Raw genomic sequence first — 14,672 nt, 5'->3', positions numbered from 1 at the left:
AGAGAAGCCGACGCGCCGGGCAGGCGGTCGGCGGCTACCCGGCTCCGAGGAGGACTTCGCTGCGACGCCAGGCCGTTGGCGAGCGGCCCGTGAACTCGCGCCAGTCCCGAATGAGATGGGCCTGGTCGGCGTAGCCAGCAACGGTTGCCACATCGCCCCACGGGAGCGGGTCCTGCGCCGCCGCCAGTTCGTGCGCGTGCTCGAAGCGCAAGACGCGGGCGAAGGTCTTCGGCGACAGGCCCACCTCACCGCGAAACCGCTCGGTGAGGTACCGACGGCTCCAGCCGAGTTCCGCGGCGACCGCACCAACCTGGACGCAACCCCGCGCGGCGACGAGGCGGCGCCACGCCTCGGCTACCTCGGGGCGCGCCCACCGCACATGGTCGCCGCGGGCGCGACGGCCGACAGCTCGCAGGAGCAATTCGTCCAGCGCGGTGAACCGCGCCGCCCATGTTGTCGCCGATCGGAGCCGGTCGACCAGCTCGACGGCAAGCGCTCCGAGAAGCTCGTCAAGTGGGACCAGTCGGTGGGCGAGTTCGGCGGCGGGCATGCCGTAGATGGCCCGGGCCCCGAGCGGTGTCAGCGATATCTGAACACCTTGCTGGCGTCCGTCGTGGTGAATCGCGACGGACCGGCACATCAGACCGCCGGCCACGCTGCCGAATCGGGTGACCGGTGACCCGTCGTCAACGCCCGCCGCCACCTCCAAAGGATCTGACAGGCTGATCACCGCAGTCAGCGCCCGGCTCGGCGGGCCGCAGTGCACCCCCGCCGGGAGCCCGCGCAGGTCAAAGCCGACATACGAGTCGACGTACTCCCGCAAGACGGGCGCCGGACGTGCACCGATCCCAGTGGCCGTATGGTCCTCCATTGTCGTCAGTGTACGAGCCGCCCAGCCCAGGAAGATCACCATCCAAGGACTGATCACCGCCGTCTGCGGCTGGTGACGATCCTGCTGGCATATTCCGTGCCCGGCGGGGCTGGCGGCTCGTTGGTCGGGGCAGCAGCGGCCGTCTTGGTGTTCCCGGTCGCGGGTGGGGTGTGGAATGTCGATGCGGCCGAGCCGTGGCCGGAAGTGCCGCAGGTACGAGGCCATTTCCTCGGCAATGGCGACGAACCTTTTCCGGACGAGGCGTGGGCCATACCCCAACTAGCAAGATCGACAGCAACGAGCGTGTGATGCACGACGACTGCCCCGCTGATCGCGCAGGTACGGACCGCGATCCTTCCCGCGCCCGGGGCGCCACAGACCTTGTTGAGGTCGTCGGCGGTCGGTTGGGCGATCCAGGCAGAGCAGAATGCAGAGCCCTGGCCTTCAGCAACCGACTGCGCCGCTGGACAAACCGCACGTCATCGTCAGCGAGTGGGACCAGTTCCCGACTCGGCCCTGGTTCTAGCGGGCGTCCACGCCACCCTGGTCAAATCCGCATCCACCGCACGAACATCACCTGAGCCGCTACCGTGATTCAGCGTGGAGGCATCCTGGCAGCGCCCTGAATTCTCTGACCTACTGCACCGCCTCGACAACCCGGACTATCGGGGTGTCTTCGTTCTAGGCGGCCCGGGGCGGCGAGACCGTGCTGCTTCAGCAGCTCGAAGCCGAAGTGCAGCGGCAGGGCCGGGCGGTCTTCTTCGTCCACCTGAGGCACATCAATATCGATGTGGATGATCTCTCGACCGGGATCTTGAGCAAAATCACGCAGGGGACAAACGACTTCGAGGGTGAACGGACGATCCGCGCATCGGGGGAGGCCCGTTCCGGGAGAGCACCGCCGCGCTGAATCAGGTCGCCGGACAGCTGCAGGCGCCTGTGCTGCTGCTCGACGGCCTCGACGAGATGCTCTATCCGCAGCGGTCGGCCGCCGCTGTCGAGGAGCTGAGCCAGGCCCTGAACGGCTGGAGGCTCGTCGTGACATCGCGACGCGTCCCCGGCATCGAGGTCCGCCGGTTCGCCCGGTTCGACGTGCTTCAGCTCGAGCCCCTCGCCGAAGCGGACATGGTCGCCATGCTGCGGGAATCCGCTCCGAACCTCGCAGAGGACACAGCCCGCGCTGTAGTCACGCTGGCGAACGGAACACCACTCATTGCTCGCCTGGCGGCCGGTGCCGTGCAACACGACGCGCCACCCGGGGTGGTACTCGGGGGCAACTTGGTGGACCTGATCGAATCGCTGATCGCCGATGCCCTCAGTGCCTCGCCGGATCGGCGCCTGCTCTCTCTCTTCCTGGAGGAGCTCGCGCTCGCCGGCGACCGGGACCGGATATCAGCACTGGCAGGGAAGCTGCGGATTCCGGAAGACCAGGTCCGGAGGGTAATCCTGCCGGTGCGTCCCCTGCTCACCGTCGACGAGCGGGCCGGGACTGTGGCGTTCTTTCACGCCTCCATCCAAGACACCGTGCTGTCCCGTCGGGTCTTCTTGCGGCCGTTCCTGCTGGCCGAACTCAGGTTCGGTGCGGAGGAGGCAGAACGGGCAGGGGTTGAGTCAACGGTCAACCAGCCGTGCACGCGGGGCCTCACCCGTGGATTCCGCGTCGGTGCCGACCGGGCCGCGGGGAAGCATCCAGTCCAGCCACTTCGGCAGCCACCAGTTGGTCCTGCCGAGGAGTGTCATGGTCGCCGGTACCAGCACCATGCGTACAACCGTGGCGTCGATGAAGATCGCGGTGGCCAGGCCGAGCCCGAACATTTTGGTGGAGGGGTCCTCGGCGACGGCGAAGGACAGGAAGACCGCCACCATGATGAGGGCGGCAGAGGTGATGATCCGGGCGGTGCCCGCGACGCCCTCAACGATCGCCGTTCCGTTGTCGCCGGTGCGCAGGTACTCCTCGCGTACGCGGGAGAGGAGGAACACCTCGTAGTCCATCGACAGGCCGAACAGGATGGCGAAGAGGAACATCGGGATGAACGACACGATCGGAACCGTCGCTTCCAGCCCGATGAGTGCGCCTCCCCAGCCCCACTGGAAGACCGCGACCATGATGCCGTAGGCCGCACCGATGCTCAGCAGATTCAGCAGTACCGCCTTGAGCGGTACGAGTATCGAGCGGAAGACCAGCATCAGCAGCAGGAACGACATCGCCAGCACGGCGGCGACGAACACCGGCAGGCGTTGGCTGGTGCGTTGGCCCACGTCGGACAGGCTCGCGGCGGCGCCGCCGACGTGGGCCCTGGCCGGGCCGTGCCCGATCGCCGTGGGCAGCACGTCGGTGCGCAGCCGGGCGATGGTGTCGGCCGTGGCCTTGTCCTGAGGGCTGGTGGTCGGGAACACCACGAGGGTCGCGATGCCGGTGGCCCGATCGATGTGCGTCGGCGCGACGGATGCGATGCCCGGATCCGCCGCGACCGCCCCGACGAGTCGGTCCAGCACCCCCGGATCACCGGTGGGGTCCGCGGAGATGACGAGGGGACCGTTGGTGCCCGGGCCGAACCCCTCGGCGACGAGGTCGTAGGCCCGGCGCTCGGTACGGCTGTGGGGCAGTGAGCCGTCGTCGGGCAGGCCGACGCGCAGGCCGAGCACGGGCAGCGTCGCGGTCAGCAGCAGCCCCGCCGCGCCGACCGCGTACGGCACCGGGTGCTGGCTGACGTGCCCGATCCAGCGACGCCACCCGGCGGCGTGGGCGGCGCCTGCCGCCGGGTCCCGCCGCCGTGCGAGTCGGCCCAGCTTCCTGGTCTGCAGAGCCCGGCCGATCCGGCCGGCCCGGGCCAGGCGCGGGCCCGCCGCACCGAGGAAGGCCGGCAGCAGCGTCACCGACGCGAGCACCATCGTCAGGACGACGATCGAGACGGCAACCCCGCCCACCGTCATGAACGGCACGTTCGCGACCGCCATGCCGAGGATCGACACGACGACGGTGCCGCCGGCGAAGACCACCGGCCGCCCCGCCGTTGCCACTGCTCGTCCGGCCGCCGCCTGCGGATCGAGCCCGCACGCGAGGTACTCCCGGTGCCTGGCGAGCACGAACAGCGCGTAGTCGATGCCCACTCCGAGCCCGACCATGCTGCCCAGGACCGGTGCGAAGGTGGGGACGTCCGCGAACCCCGCCAGTACCGTCATCGTGGCGACCCCGACGGTCAGTCCGAAGACCGCCATGCCGATCGGCAGCGCGGCGGCGACGAGCGAACCGAACGCCAGGAACAGGATCGCAGCCGCGGCGAGGAGGCCGATCAGCTCGCTTGCGCCGCCGGCGGGGTCGGAGAAGGCGTAGAAGAGGTTCCCGCCCATCTCGATGCGCAGGGGCAGTTCGGCGCGCAGCCGGTCGCCGAGATCGACGAGGGCGTCGAGGTCTTTGGCCGACAGCCGGCTCTGGTCGGGGTACTGCACCCGGACGACTGCGATCCGCCCGTCGGCCGAGACAAGGCCGCCGCGCACGGTGGTGTCCCCGCGTGCGTCGAGTGCCCCCGCCGGGTCGCTCGTGCCGAGCACGTGCGGCAGCCGCTTCACCTCGGTCTGCAGCCGCGTGAGAGCGGTGCGCGCGCTGTCGTGGTCGAAGAACGTCGCAGCGCCGTCGAGGGGGGTGACGACCACTTGGGCGGTCATCCCCTCCTGGCCGGTGCCGGCCCGCTCGATCAGTTCCGCGGCCCGTTGGGAGTCCAGTCCCGGAGCGGTCATCGAGTCCGCGGTCCGCCCGCCGAAGGCGACGGCGGCGAGGACGGCGAGCGTGGCGGCGACCAGCCATGCCGCGATCACCCGCCAGGGATGGCGGGCGGCGCTTGCGCCCAGGCGCAACAGGGCTTTCGAGAGCATCGGGTCCTCCAACCACCTCGTCGGCCGTCCTTGTACGGCCGCCGATGCCGAGGCTCGTCGCCACGGCGCTCCGCGGCATCGGCCCGCGGGCCGCGGATCCGTCAGCCCCGGGGCGGAGAGACGACCCGTCCTTTCGGCCGATGCGCGGCACGCCGCGATCTCTAAGCTGAGAACCGTGCTCCGAGACGACCTGCGAACCCTGTGGACCGAACCCCGGCCGCCCGACGCGCCCGCCCGGGTGCGGCGGGACTGGGCGCTGCTCGCCGCGGGCCTTGCCGGTGTGGCGCTGGAGGCCACCCTGCGCGAGAACATCGTGTGGCGGCCGGTGGCGGTGGTGTTCGCCGTATGGCTGTGCCTGCTGCCCCTGTGGCGCCGGACCCGCCCCCTGGCGATGGTCACGCTGGCGTTCGGCTCGGTGATCCTGCTTCAGGTGGCATCGCTGGTCGCCGCACCGCGCGAGCCCGTCGGCCTGAACACCGGCGCGGTCGTGCTCGTACTGGTGTATGCGCTGCCCCGGTGGGGATCGGGACGCGAGATCGTGCTGGGCGGCGCGGTGATCCTCGCGGCCAGCTCGCTGTGTTCCGTCACGGACGAGACCCCGGTCGTTGAGAACGTCGTGGGCTTCGTCTTCCTGCTGCTGCCCGGCGTGTTCGGGGCTGCCGCGCGGTTCTGGGTGACCGCTCGCGAGCGGCAGTTGGAGCAGGTGCGCTCCCGCGAGCGCGAGCAGCTCGCCCGGGAACTGCACGACACGGTGGCCCACCACGTGTCCGCCATGGTGATCATCGCCCAGGCGGGCGGGGTGCTCGCGGACGCCGACCCGACTGCCGCCGTCAAGGCGCTGGAGGGGGTCGAGGAGGAAGGGGCGCGCACGCTGGAGGAAATGCGTGCCATGGTCGCCGCGCTGCGCGACCGCGGGGTCGGCGCCGAGCTGGCGCCCCCTGCCGGAGTCGCGGATCTGGAGCGCCTGGTGCGCACCCCGGGTGGCCGCCTCAGGGTCGACCTGGGGCTCGACGGCGAACTGGACGCGCTGCCCCCGGCCGTGGACGCGGCCGTCTACCGCATCGTGCAGGAGTCGGTGACCAACGCGCTGCGCCATGCGGTCGACGCGACCGAGCTCGTCGTTCGGGTCGCCGCGGAACGGCACACGGTACGGGTGAGCGTGCACGACAACGGCAGGCGCACCGGCCGGGGTCGCGACGGATACGGACTTACCGGACTGCGCGAGCGCGCGACCCTGCTCGGCGGCACACTACGAGCCGGCCCGGGTACCGACCGGGGCTGGCATGTCGAAGCCGAACTGCCGAGAGCGAGGAGCGAGAGCGGTGTCCATTCGCGTCCTCGTCGCTGACGACCAGACGATCATCCGCACCGGGTTGCGGATCATACTGAACGCCCAGCCCGGCATCGAGGTGGTCGGCGAGGCCGCCGACGGGCGGGACGCGGTACGTCTGGCCCGCGAACTACGCCCCGACGTCTGCCTGTTCGACATCCGCATGCCCGTACTCGACGGGCTCGAGGCCACCCGGCTGGTCGCCGGCCCGGGCGTCTCCGACCCGCTGGCCGTGGTCGTCATCACCACGTTCGACCTCGACGAGTACGTCTACGGCTCACTGCGTGCCGGCGCCCGCGGATTCCTCCTCAAAGACACGGGACCGGACCTTCTGGCGCAGGCCGTACGGTCGGCGTCCGACGGTGAGGCGCTCATCGCGCCCAGCGTCACCGTCCGTCTGCTCCAGGCATTCGCGGACCTGCCCGCCGGCCGGCCGGCGGCTCAGCCGGTCGCCCCCGTCACCGCCCGCGAGGAGCAGGTGCTCCTCGCCGTCGCTCGCGGGCTGACCAACACCGAGATCGCCGATGCACTGCACATCAGCCTCAGCACGGTAAAGACACATCTGGCCAGCCTGATGGCCAAACTCGGCGCCCGCAACCGGGTCGAGATCGCGATGTGGGCCTACGAAACGCGCCGTATCCTCCCCGGATCCTGAGCCGGGTACCGGGCCGTGTCCCATGAGTCCCCGCCCGGACATCAGTGCACCGGTCGGCTCACGTCGGCTCCAAACGCACGATCCGCCCCGGCGTGGCTGATGAACCATCGCCGGTTCGACGTGTCGTCAGATGCCTTGCCGGATCCACCGTTCGTGCTCATCGTGCTCCCCCGAAACCACGCTCCCGTGCTGCGTTCCAGCCTATGGCCCGCGTGCCTGCCGGGACTTGGCTCCACGCCGCCCCGGTCCAACTGTGGACCTGCAACGGCGGCACCAACCAGCCGTGGAACCTCAGTTGACTCCACCCCTGTCCGGCCCGGGCACGCCCCGGCTCGGACAGGGCGAAAACTCCGACGGGAACCCACACACTTGTCAGGGGCATGACCCTCTTCTACAGTCTCCGGATACGGACACTGTGGGAGCGCTCCCATGGGTGAGGTGTTCCAGCGCTCACTCCCCTCCCTCCGAGAGGACTCCCATACGAACGTCACGGCGCCCCGTCACGAAGAAGGCGGATCCCTCCATGCAGCTTCCTTCGACCCCCCGCTCGCCGACCCGAAGGCGCACCGCCACGTTGCTGGCAGCGCTCTGCTGCGTCGTGTTACCCGTCGTGGCCGCGGCGGCCCAGCCGCCCGCGGCGAGTGCCGCCGCAACTGAGGTCCTGGGCAACGCGACCCACTTCGCCGGGCTCGGCAGCCCCTACGGCGGCTGCGGTCTGCCGCAGCGCGAACTGGACAGCCAGGACTTCGTGGCGCTCAACGTGTTCAACACACCCGGCGACTACTCGAGCACCTACCCCCGCCCGGTGCCGGACTCAAGCGCATCGGTCAAGGGCGTCTTCGACAACGGCCGCAACTGCGGCCGCTGGGTCACGGTCACCATCGGGGACTACTGCACCGGCACCAACGACGGCGCCCCGGGCCGGCCCTTCTGCCGCAACGGCTCCTGGGTGGCCGACAAGTACAACGGGGCCACCTTGACTTCCTCCTCCTCGTGAACGAGGAGGATCCCTACGGCTCGCGCCGTGAGGTTTTCTGCTTCATCGCCGACTGCCCGCCCGGAGAACTCCGTTGAGGTCTTACACCGGCTCCACAGACAGAGGCCGCCAGCCCGGCGGCCAGAAGGTTCTTCGCTGCGTTCACGTCCCGGTCATGGGCCGTTCCGCAGGTCTCGCACGTCCAGGCACGGACGCTGAGCGGCATCCGCTCTTGCAGGCTGCCGCAGCCGGAGCACAGCCTGGTGGAGGGGAAGAAGCGGTCCACCGCGATCACTTCCCGCCCGTACCAGGCCACCTTGTACTCCAGCAGACAGCGGAACTCACGCCAGCCCGCATCCGCAATAGCCCGGGCGAGCGGACGGTTCTTGACCATGCTGCGCACGGTCAGGTCCTCGATCACGAGCGTTTGATTGTCACGCACGAGCCGAGTCGTCAGCTGGTGAAGCAAATCCCGGCGCCGATCGGCGATCCGCGCATGGATCCTGGCGACCCGACGGCGGGCTTTACGGCGGTTGGCTCCCTCGCCCTTGGCCTTGCGGGACAACTCCCGCTGAGCCCTGACCAGCCTGGCCCGGTCACGGCGCTCATGCCGGGGATTGGCGACCTTCTCCCCCGTGGACAGGACGAGGAGATGGTTGAGGCCGACATCGATGCCGATGGCCGTATCCGTGGCGGGAAGTGGCCTGACGCTGGGGTCGTCGCACAGGATCGAGACGAACCAGCGTCCGGCCGCGTCCTGGGACACGGTCACCGTGGACGGCTTCGCTCCCTCGGGCAGCGGCCGGGACCACACCACATCCAGCGGGTCCGCCATCTTCGCCAGCGTCAGCCGGCCGTCCCGGATACGGAATCCGCTGCTGGTGTACTCCGCCGACTTCCGCGACGTCTTCCGCGACTTGAAGCGCGGGTACTTCGCCCGCTTGGCGAAGAAGTGGGTGAACGCGCTCTGCAAGTGCCGCAGCGTCTGCTGCAACGGCACCGACGACACCTCGTTGAGGAACGCCAGCTCCTCGGTCCTCTTCCACGCCGTCAACATCGCCGAGGTCTGGTGGTAGTTGACCCGCTCCTTGCGTGCCCATGCCTCGGTACGGGCGGCGAGCGCCAGGTTGTAGACCTTGCGGACGCAACCGAACGTCCGCGCCAGCTCCGCCGCCTGCGCATCACTCGGATAAAAGCGGTACTTGAACGCCCGCTTCACATGGTTCACGGCCACGCCCACAACCTAGCCAGACCGCAGGCAGCGATCAAACCTGCCGGTCACGGCACGGGGATCCACCCTGGCTGCGCATCCCAGCTCCATGCCCTGCTCCGCAGGAGTTTCGTTTCCTCCCCCGGCTGAAGCCGGGGGTATCCACGAAAGGATTGCGATGACCATGCTCGTCGCGGACAGCTGCGCCGATTCCAACGCCTGGTGCCGGGACGACCCCAACCACCTTGACCTGGCAACCGATTCTCTCAACCGCTTCCGGATCGGCGGCACCCCAGTGGCGACGATGTACCCGGACCACTGGAACAACCGTCATGTCTCCTGGAGCTTCGTCCCGACCCCTGACTACAGCGGCGACATCCGTATCGGCTTCCTCAGGGGAGCCCAGCGTTACTGGCCCGCCATCGCCGTCTCCCATCTGCCCAACGGCATCCACGGCGTCCAGTACCGGGCGAACGGCACCTGGACCGACGCCGCAATGAACAGCGACATGGGGCAGTCCTACGTCATCGGCGCGACGACCTCCGGCCAAAGCAGCTTCACCATACGGATCCGCGACGCAGCCGACACCTGGCTGGGCGGCGGCCGTACGTACTCCTTCTCGCTGCCGTCAGGCTGCGCGGGAGGCTGCTCGCAGGACTACGCCCCCGTCCCCTACACCACCGACAGCTCTGGAGGGACACTACCGCCCACTCCCGCGCCGAGCCCCTCCGGCGACACCGCCTGCATGGCGGAGTGGAAGCTGACCGGCTCATGGCAGGGCGGGTACCAGGCCGACGTCACGGTCACCAACACCGGGTCCCGGCCGGTCACCGACTGGTCGGTGCACCACACCCTGCCGGGCGGTGTGACCGTAGCAAACCGCTGGAACGCGGTGGTGGATCCGTCCCGCCACGCCACCACCGTTCACCACGCCTCCTACAACGGCTCGCTGACACCGGGCGCGTCGACGACCTGGGGGATGACGCTCAGCGGCGACGACCGAAACCTCGGCCCACTCTCCTGCACCGCGTCCTGACTCTCGGAGATTGATCATGGCCATGACGTCATTACGCGTTCGCCGCTGCCGGCCGGCCGGTGGCTGTGCCTGCAGTTCCAGATCGACACCACCGCCCAGTCCATGCGCACATCGGTCGCCGACCAGGAGGTCGCCGCACTGCACGTGGACGGGGTGGCGACCCAGAACGTCGACGGGCAGTGGCTCGACCCGTGGGACCCCTCCCCCGCCCCACCGGCCTGCGCCTGGGATGGGAGAGCTACGGCACCGGGGACGACACTCTCTGGTTCGACGACGTGGCCCTGGGCTCCTCACCGATCGGCTGCTGACGCCCGCGTGGGATCCGTCGGGAAGACAGGATGTGAACGCGCGACAGTTGTTGATTCCTTGATCCGTACAGCGCGCAGCACCCGCCTGGTGGACCGGTCAACTGCAGGCCCTCGGCCTGGGTCCGGCTCACCAGTTCGTCGATCAGCTGGGTATCGAACTCGTCGATCCCTTACAGCAACGAGGAGATCAAGTGAAACGTCGTCACGCCTTAATGGCCACCGGCGCCGCCGGTGCACTGATCCTGGGTGGCCTTGCCTTCGCCACCCTGCCCGCATCGGCAGCCGCCACCGGCTGCTCGATCGCGTACAAGGTGCAGAGCGAATGGCCGGGAGGGTTCACCGCGAACCTGGCCATCACCAATCTCGGCTCCGCCGTGCGAGGGTGGACCGCGACGTTCGACTTCCCGAACTCCGACCAGAAGGTCACCAACGGCTGGAGTGCCACCTGGACTCAGTCCGGAACCCACGTGTCCGCCACCAGCCTCGACTGGAACGGGGCGCTGGATACGGGCGGGTCGGCTTCCATCGGGTTCACCGGTGCGTGGAAGGGCGCCAATCCGCAACCCGCATCGGTTGCACTCAATGGCGTGACCTGTACCGGCTCGGTGACATCCCCGACCCCCAGCCCCACCACCACTCCGACCAGCGGTCCCAGTGGTCCGGCCCCGGAACTGAAGGTTTCCGGCAACAAGATCGTCACCGCGAGCGGCAAGCAGTACCGGCTGCTGGGTGTGGACCGCTCCAGCGGTGAATACGCTTGCGTGCAGGGCAAGGGGCTTTGGGACAGCGGCCCGGTCGACCAGGCTTCCGTCGACGCGATGAAGACCTGGAACATCCACGCGGTACGCCTGCCGTTGAACGAGGAATGCTGGCTCGGCATCAACGGCTCGCCCAATGGACCCACTTACCAGCAGGGCGTCACAGACTACGTCAACCTGCTGGTGGCCAATGGCATCACCCCGATCCTCGACCTGCACTGGACGCGGGGTGCCTATACGAATGGGCCGGACTGGCACTGCAAGGACGCCACCGCGACCTGCCAGAAACCGATGCCGGACGCGCAGTACGCCACCCAGTTCTGGACGGGTGTCGCCAACGCCTTCAAGGGCAATGATGCCGTCGTCTTCGATCTGTTCAACGAGCCGTACCCGGAGATCGCCGCCGACTGGGACAAGACCGTCGGCTGGCGGTGCTGGCGAGACGGCGGTACCTGCACGGGCCTTCCCTATGAGACGGCCGGCATGCAGGACCTGGTCGACGCGGTCCGGGCCACCGGAGCGACCAACGTCCTCATGCTGGGTGGCCTGGAGTGGGCCAACGACATGCGCGAGTGGCTGACGCACATGCCGACCGACTCGTTGAACAACATCGCCGCGTCATGGCATTCGTACAGCTTCAACGCCTGTGCGACCGAATCCTGCTGGGACAGTCAGGTCGCGCCGCTCGCACAACAGATACCGGTCGTCATCGGTGAGTTCGGCCAGGACAACTGCGGCTTCGACTACATGCAGCGGTTGGTGGACTGGGCTGACGCGCACAGCATGGGTTATCTCGCGTGGACGTGGAACCCGTGGGGCTGCAGCACTGGTGCCGTGCTCATCAAGGACTGGGCGGGCACCCCGGAACCTGGCATCGGCGAGGGTCTGAAGGCCCACCTGATCAGCCAGGACCCCTACACGACCCCGTAACCGCGCACCCAGCGGCTGCCCAGCCGCGTACGACGCCGCCCCGGCCGGATGCCCCAACGGCACAACTCGGCCCGGGCGGCTTTCGACCACCACGAGTGTGAGTGCGGCGAGGTGCTCGAACCGCAGCCCACAGGGGAGTTGCCTGCTCCCACACTCCAGGTGTGAAACCGGTCGGCGGCCGGCATCGGAGCGTCCCGCACCAGCCGGATGCCCATTCCTTCTGGCTGGGGGAACTCGACGCGGCGGTGTGCATCGCACTGCCCCAGGTCGAGCAGATCCTCAGACAGCTCCTGCACCCCCGAGCCGTTATCGTGTCCGTGGCCAAGGGCCAGTCTCCTGGGACCGTCGACCCGATGGGCGGACTCATTCGCAGCATGCCGGCCGCCGGGTATCCCGGGACTGGAGCCGCGCCCTGGAGCTGCTCCTCGTCGACCCCGACCGCGGCATGAACCTGCGCAACGACGTCTGCCACGGCATGGTCGACACCCTGCCCAAGCACCGCGTCGCACTCATCCTCCAGGCCGCGTTGTACCTGCTCAGCCACGCCCACGGGCATCGATCCCCTGCCCCGCCCACCCCTTGAAGGATCAGCAAGCGAACCCAGCAGGAAAAGCTGGCGGCCCGCCCTCGCCTGGCGGCCGAACGCCTCTGAACTGCTGATCGGACGCCTCCGTCTGACCAACGCACAGGGCGGGCCCCTTTGCGCACGAGTCCGGCCCCCGCACATCACCTGGACCGCCGAACGCGCCGGCTAGGAGAGGTCGCACGCCGTTCCGGCCGACATCAGCGCCGCCAGGACGCTCAGCGGCGGCGGCAGCTGCATAACCGCACGTCAGCGGGGTGGCCCGCGCGACGGTCACGTAGGCCCACGCGCCTTGGCGACAGGCACTGTCACCGTACGGGCGCGGGTCACGGGTGGGACGGGAGCCAGTGCTGTTGGACGGCTCGTACGCCGGCCTCGAAGCGGCTGCGGGCGCCGAGGCGGTCCATGAGTTCGGAGGCTATGCGGCGGGCGGTGCGATGGGAGACTCCGAGGCGCTTGGCGATGGCCTCGTCGGTGTGGCCCTCGGCGAGCAGGCGCAGGGCGGTGGACTGCTGGCCGGTGAGGCCGTGCGCGTCGGTGGGGACGAGCCGGCCGAGCGGCTGGGCGGATTCCCAGATGGTCTCGAAGAGCGCGCACAGTGCGGTGAGCGTGCCCTGCCCGGTCAGGAGCACCGCGCCGGCGGCGGTGTCGTCGCTGCTGACGGAGATCATGGCGATCTGCCGGTCCATGAGGATCATCCGGGTGGGAAGCGACGGCACCGTGCGGACCTGACCGCCCAGCCCGGCCAGCCAGTTGGCGTGCTGAACAGTGGGCCGGTTGGCGCGCACGCTGTCCAGGTAGATCGTGCGCATCCGCACCCCACGGCCGAGCAGATCCTCGTTGAGCGGCCGGGACGCGGCCATGTTGTCCGCGGTCTGCGGCCCGCCCGGCGCGAACGTCAGGAACTCCTCGCGCACCTCACGGGTGAGCACGGCCAGCCGGTCGCGGATCTGATCGAGCCCCACCAGCTGCTCCACGCCGGGATGACTGGCCGCCGGCCTCAGCTCCGCGTACTCCGAAATGAGCTGGGCCGCAGCCGCCCGCGAGACCTCCAGGCGCTGCTGCTGCGCCGCCAGCTGGGCCTGCTGCCGGGCCATCAGGATCTCCATGCCGATGTCCGGCGAGACCGCCCGCAGCCGCCCCGCGTCCCCGGCCGCGGGACGCGCCAGCGCCAGCTCGCTCAGGGTGTCGAGGGCGTCGCGCACCTGCTCCTCAGACAGCCCCGCGGCGTCGCCGAGATCCGCGACACCAGCGGCCGGATGTCTGAGCATGGCGCGGTACACCGTCTCCGCGACAGCGTCGAGCCCGAGTGCGGTCAGCACGTGCGTCCCCCCGTTTTCTGCACACAACGCCCCCTCTTCAGCGCCGATCTTCGCAGAACAGAGACGTTTCGTCACAGGGGCGGGCCGGAACGGGCCAGGGACACAACCGGCCACCCGCCAGGGGGGCTTGGCGGCCTCATCCGTTGAGACGCTGGAGTGCATGTATCTCGTCCACGCGCACCTGGAACTCCCTCCCGGCAACCGTCTGCCGCCGGACGTCCGTGAGTTGGTGCGCGCGTCCCTCATTCCCGGTGACCGCGTCGAGCACGTCGCCGTGCATCCCCGCTCCTCCTCCCGACTCACCCTGGGCTTCTACCTGCTGGCCGACGGTCTGGGAGAGGCCGAGGAACGGGCCGTCCGCTTCTGTGGCCGACTGCTGTGCGACGTGCCGCAGTTGGCGGGAGCGCGACTGACGGGGGCCGGGGTGCCGTTGATTCCTCTGGCGTTCGAGGCGCAGCCGGTGGACTGAAGCGGCCCGTGTGGACGTATCGGTCCAAGGCCCTTTCCGTCCACCGAGGAACACTTCTCAGGGGCCCGGGCGGCGACGAACCTGGTGATCACCGGCCGGTCAGCGCGTCACCGCGGGACGCGACGGCGGGCCGGACCTCCCCCCTCGTCCCGGAAGGAACAGACAGCCATGCCTCGCACCCGTATCGCCAAGGCCGTCGCGGTCGTCTCCCTCGTGGTCACCGCGGCCCTCGCCACTCCGGCCGTCACCTCGGCATACGGGACGGACGCCGCCGAGCTCTCCTCCGTCGTCACCGCGGACGCCGGCTGGCAGGCCGTCCCGGCCGACGCCGGCTGGCAGTAAGCCGTCCGC

Annotated in this window: 15 protein-coding genes and 1 pseudogene; 11 read left to right on the top strand and 5 right to left on the bottom strand. The window is 69.4% G+C overall.

The window, feature by feature from the left end; translation table 11 throughout:
- Positions 1-34: 34 nt before the first annotated feature.
- The 3 genes from OHU89_RS50665 to OHU89_RS50655 form a co-directional block, all read right to left on the bottom strand.
- Entirely contained in the window at positions 35-871 is an 837-nt protein-coding gene (locus tag OHU89_RS50665; RefSeq protein WP_405653610.1) for a helix-turn-helix domain-containing protein, read from the bottom strand.
- A 714-nt stretch (positions 872-1,585) separates the two neighbouring features.
- Complete coding sequence (locus OHU89_RS50660; RefSeq protein WP_405653608.1) at positions 1,586-2,116, bottom strand: hypothetical protein; 531 nt, start codon at positions 2,114-2,116, stop codon at positions 1,586-1,588.
- Between the two features lie 366 nt (positions 2,117-2,482).
- Positions 2,483-4,744, bottom strand: a complete 2,262-nt coding sequence (locus OHU89_RS50655; RefSeq protein WP_405653607.1) for an MMPL family transporter — start codon at positions 4,742-4,744, stop codon at positions 2,483-2,485.
- A 175-nt stretch (positions 4,745-4,919) separates the two neighbouring features.
- On the opposite strand from OHU89_RS50655, the gene OHU89_RS50650 reads away from it, so the two are divergent.
- The 3 genes from OHU89_RS50650 (at position 4,920) to OHU89_RS50640 (ending at position 7,726) form a co-directional block, all read left to right on the top strand.
- Positions 4,920-6,092: a sensor histidine kinase gene (locus tag OHU89_RS50650; RefSeq protein WP_405653605.1), complete on the top strand. Its 1,173-nt coding sequence runs from the start codon at positions 4,920-4,922 to the stop codon at positions 6,090-6,092.
- Positions 6,067-6,729 (top strand): response regulator, encoded by a 663-nt coding sequence (locus tag OHU89_RS50645; protein WP_405653603.1) that lies wholly within the window; start codon positions 6,067-6,069, stop codon positions 6,727-6,729. Before OHU89_RS50650 ends, OHU89_RS50645 begins: the two co-directional genes overlap by 26 nt.
- A 523-nt stretch (positions 6,730-7,252) precedes the next feature.
- A complete protein-coding gene (locus OHU89_RS50640) occupies positions 7,253-7,726 on the top strand; it encodes a hypothetical protein (protein WP_405653601.1) in 474 nt (157 codons plus the stop codon).
- Between the two features lie 13 nt (positions 7,727-7,739).
- Here OHU89_RS50640 and OHU89_RS50635 read toward each other — a convergent pair whose 3' ends face one another.
- A complete protein-coding gene (locus OHU89_RS50635; RefSeq protein WP_405653599.1) occupies positions 7,740-8,939 on the bottom strand; it encodes an RNA-guided endonuclease InsQ/TnpB family protein in 1,200 nt (399 codons plus the stop codon).
- A gap of 154 nt (positions 8,940-9,093) precedes the next feature.
- Here OHU89_RS50635 and OHU89_RS50630 point away from each other — a divergent pair, with 154 nt between their 5' ends.
- The 6 genes and pseudogenes from OHU89_RS50630 (at position 9,094) to OHU89_RS50605 (ending at position 12,702) form a co-directional block, all read left to right on the top strand.
- Positions 9,094-9,951: a cellulose binding domain-containing protein gene (locus tag OHU89_RS50630; protein ID WP_405653597.1), complete on the top strand. Its 858-nt coding sequence runs from the start codon at positions 9,094-9,096 to the stop codon at positions 9,949-9,951.
- Positions 9,952-9,993: 42 nt separating this feature from the next.
- A pseudogene (locus tag OHU89_RS50625) lies at positions 9,994-10,259 on the top strand (cellulose-binding protein); the annotation flags it as partial.
- A 212-nt stretch (positions 10,260-10,471) separates the two neighbouring features.
- Positions 10,472-11,947 carry a cellulase family glycosylhydrolase gene (locus OHU89_RS50620; protein WP_405653595.1) on the top strand — a complete coding sequence of 492 codons (1,476 nt, stop codon included), beginning with the start codon at positions 10,472-10,474 and terminating at the stop codon, positions 11,945-11,947.
- Between the two features lie 161 nt (positions 11,948-12,108).
- Complete coding sequence (locus tag OHU89_RS50615; RefSeq protein ID WP_405653593.1) at positions 12,109-12,396, top strand: hypothetical protein; 288 nt, start codon at positions 12,109-12,111, stop codon at positions 12,394-12,396.
- Positions 12,393-12,530, top strand: coding sequence for a hypothetical protein (locus OHU89_RS50610; protein ID WP_405653591.1), 138 nt, complete (start codon positions 12,393-12,395; stop codon positions 12,528-12,530). Before OHU89_RS50615 ends, OHU89_RS50610 begins: the two co-directional genes overlap by 4 nt.
- The gene (locus tag OHU89_RS50605) at positions 12,502-12,702 is read left to right on the top strand and encodes a DUF5990 family protein (RefSeq protein WP_405655047.1); all 201 of its coding nucleotides are present in this window, start codon (positions 12,502-12,504) and stop codon (positions 12,700-12,702) included. Before OHU89_RS50610 ends, OHU89_RS50605 begins: the two co-directional genes overlap by 29 nt.
- A 154-nt stretch (positions 12,703-12,856) precedes the next feature.
- On the opposite strand, the gene OHU89_RS50600 is transcribed toward OHU89_RS50605, so the two are convergent.
- Complete coding sequence (locus OHU89_RS50600) at positions 12,857-13,852, bottom strand: helix-turn-helix domain-containing protein (protein ID WP_405653589.1); 996 nt, start codon at positions 13,850-13,852, stop codon at positions 12,857-12,859.
- 160 nt (positions 13,853-14,012) lie between these two features.
- Between OHU89_RS50600 and OHU89_RS50595 the strand changes: the two genes are divergently transcribed.
- Positions 14,013-14,321, top strand: a complete 309-nt coding sequence (locus OHU89_RS50595; protein WP_405653587.1) for a hypothetical protein — start codon at positions 14,013-14,015, stop codon at positions 14,319-14,321.
- A 168-nt stretch (positions 14,322-14,489) separates the two neighbouring features.
- Positions 14,490-14,663, top strand: coding sequence for a hypothetical protein (locus OHU89_RS50590; protein WP_405653585.1), 174 nt, complete (start codon positions 14,490-14,492; stop codon positions 14,661-14,663).
- The last annotated feature ends 9 nt before the right edge of the window (positions 14,664-14,672 follow it).

This window comes from Streptomyces sp. NBC_00019 (assembly GCF_045041015.1).
Taxonomy (GTDB): Bacteria; Actinomycetota; Actinomycetes; order Streptomycetales; family Streptomycetaceae; genus Streptomyces.
This window is presented reverse-complemented; position numbering and strand designations above follow the sequence as displayed.

Excerpts from the sequence above, each read along its gene's own strand:
- OHU89_RS50665 (WP_405653610.1), bottom strand. The coding sequence starts at position 871 with ATGGAGGACCATACGGCCACTGGGATCGGTGCACGTCCGGCGCCCGTC.
- OHU89_RS50655 (WP_405653607.1), bottom strand. The coding sequence starts at position 4,744 with ATGCTCTCGAAAGCCCTGTTGCGCCTGGGCGCAAGCGCCGCCCGCCAT.
- OHU89_RS50640 (WP_405653601.1), top strand. The coding sequence starts at position 7,253 with ATGCAGCTTCCTTCGACCCCCCGCTCGCCGACCCGAAGGCGCACCGCC.
- OHU89_RS50630 (WP_405653597.1), top strand. The coding sequence starts at position 9,094 with ATGACCATGCTCGTCGCGGACAGCTGCGCCGATTCCAACGCCTGGTGC.
- OHU89_RS50620 (WP_405653595.1), top strand. The coding sequence starts at position 10,472 with ATGGCCACCGGCGCCGCCGGTGCACTGATCCTGGGTGGCCTTGCCTTC.
- OHU89_RS50610 (WP_405653591.1), top strand. The coding sequence starts at position 12,393 with ATGAACCTGCGCAACGACGTCTGCCACGGCATGGTCGACACCCTGCCC.
- OHU89_RS50595 (WP_405653587.1), top strand. The coding sequence starts at position 14,013 with ATGTATCTCGTCCACGCGCACCTGGAACTCCCTCCCGGCAACCGTCTG.
- OHU89_RS50590 (WP_405653585.1), top strand. The coding sequence starts at position 14,490 with ATGCCTCGCACCCGTATCGCCAAGGCCGTCGCGGTCGTCTCCCTCGTG.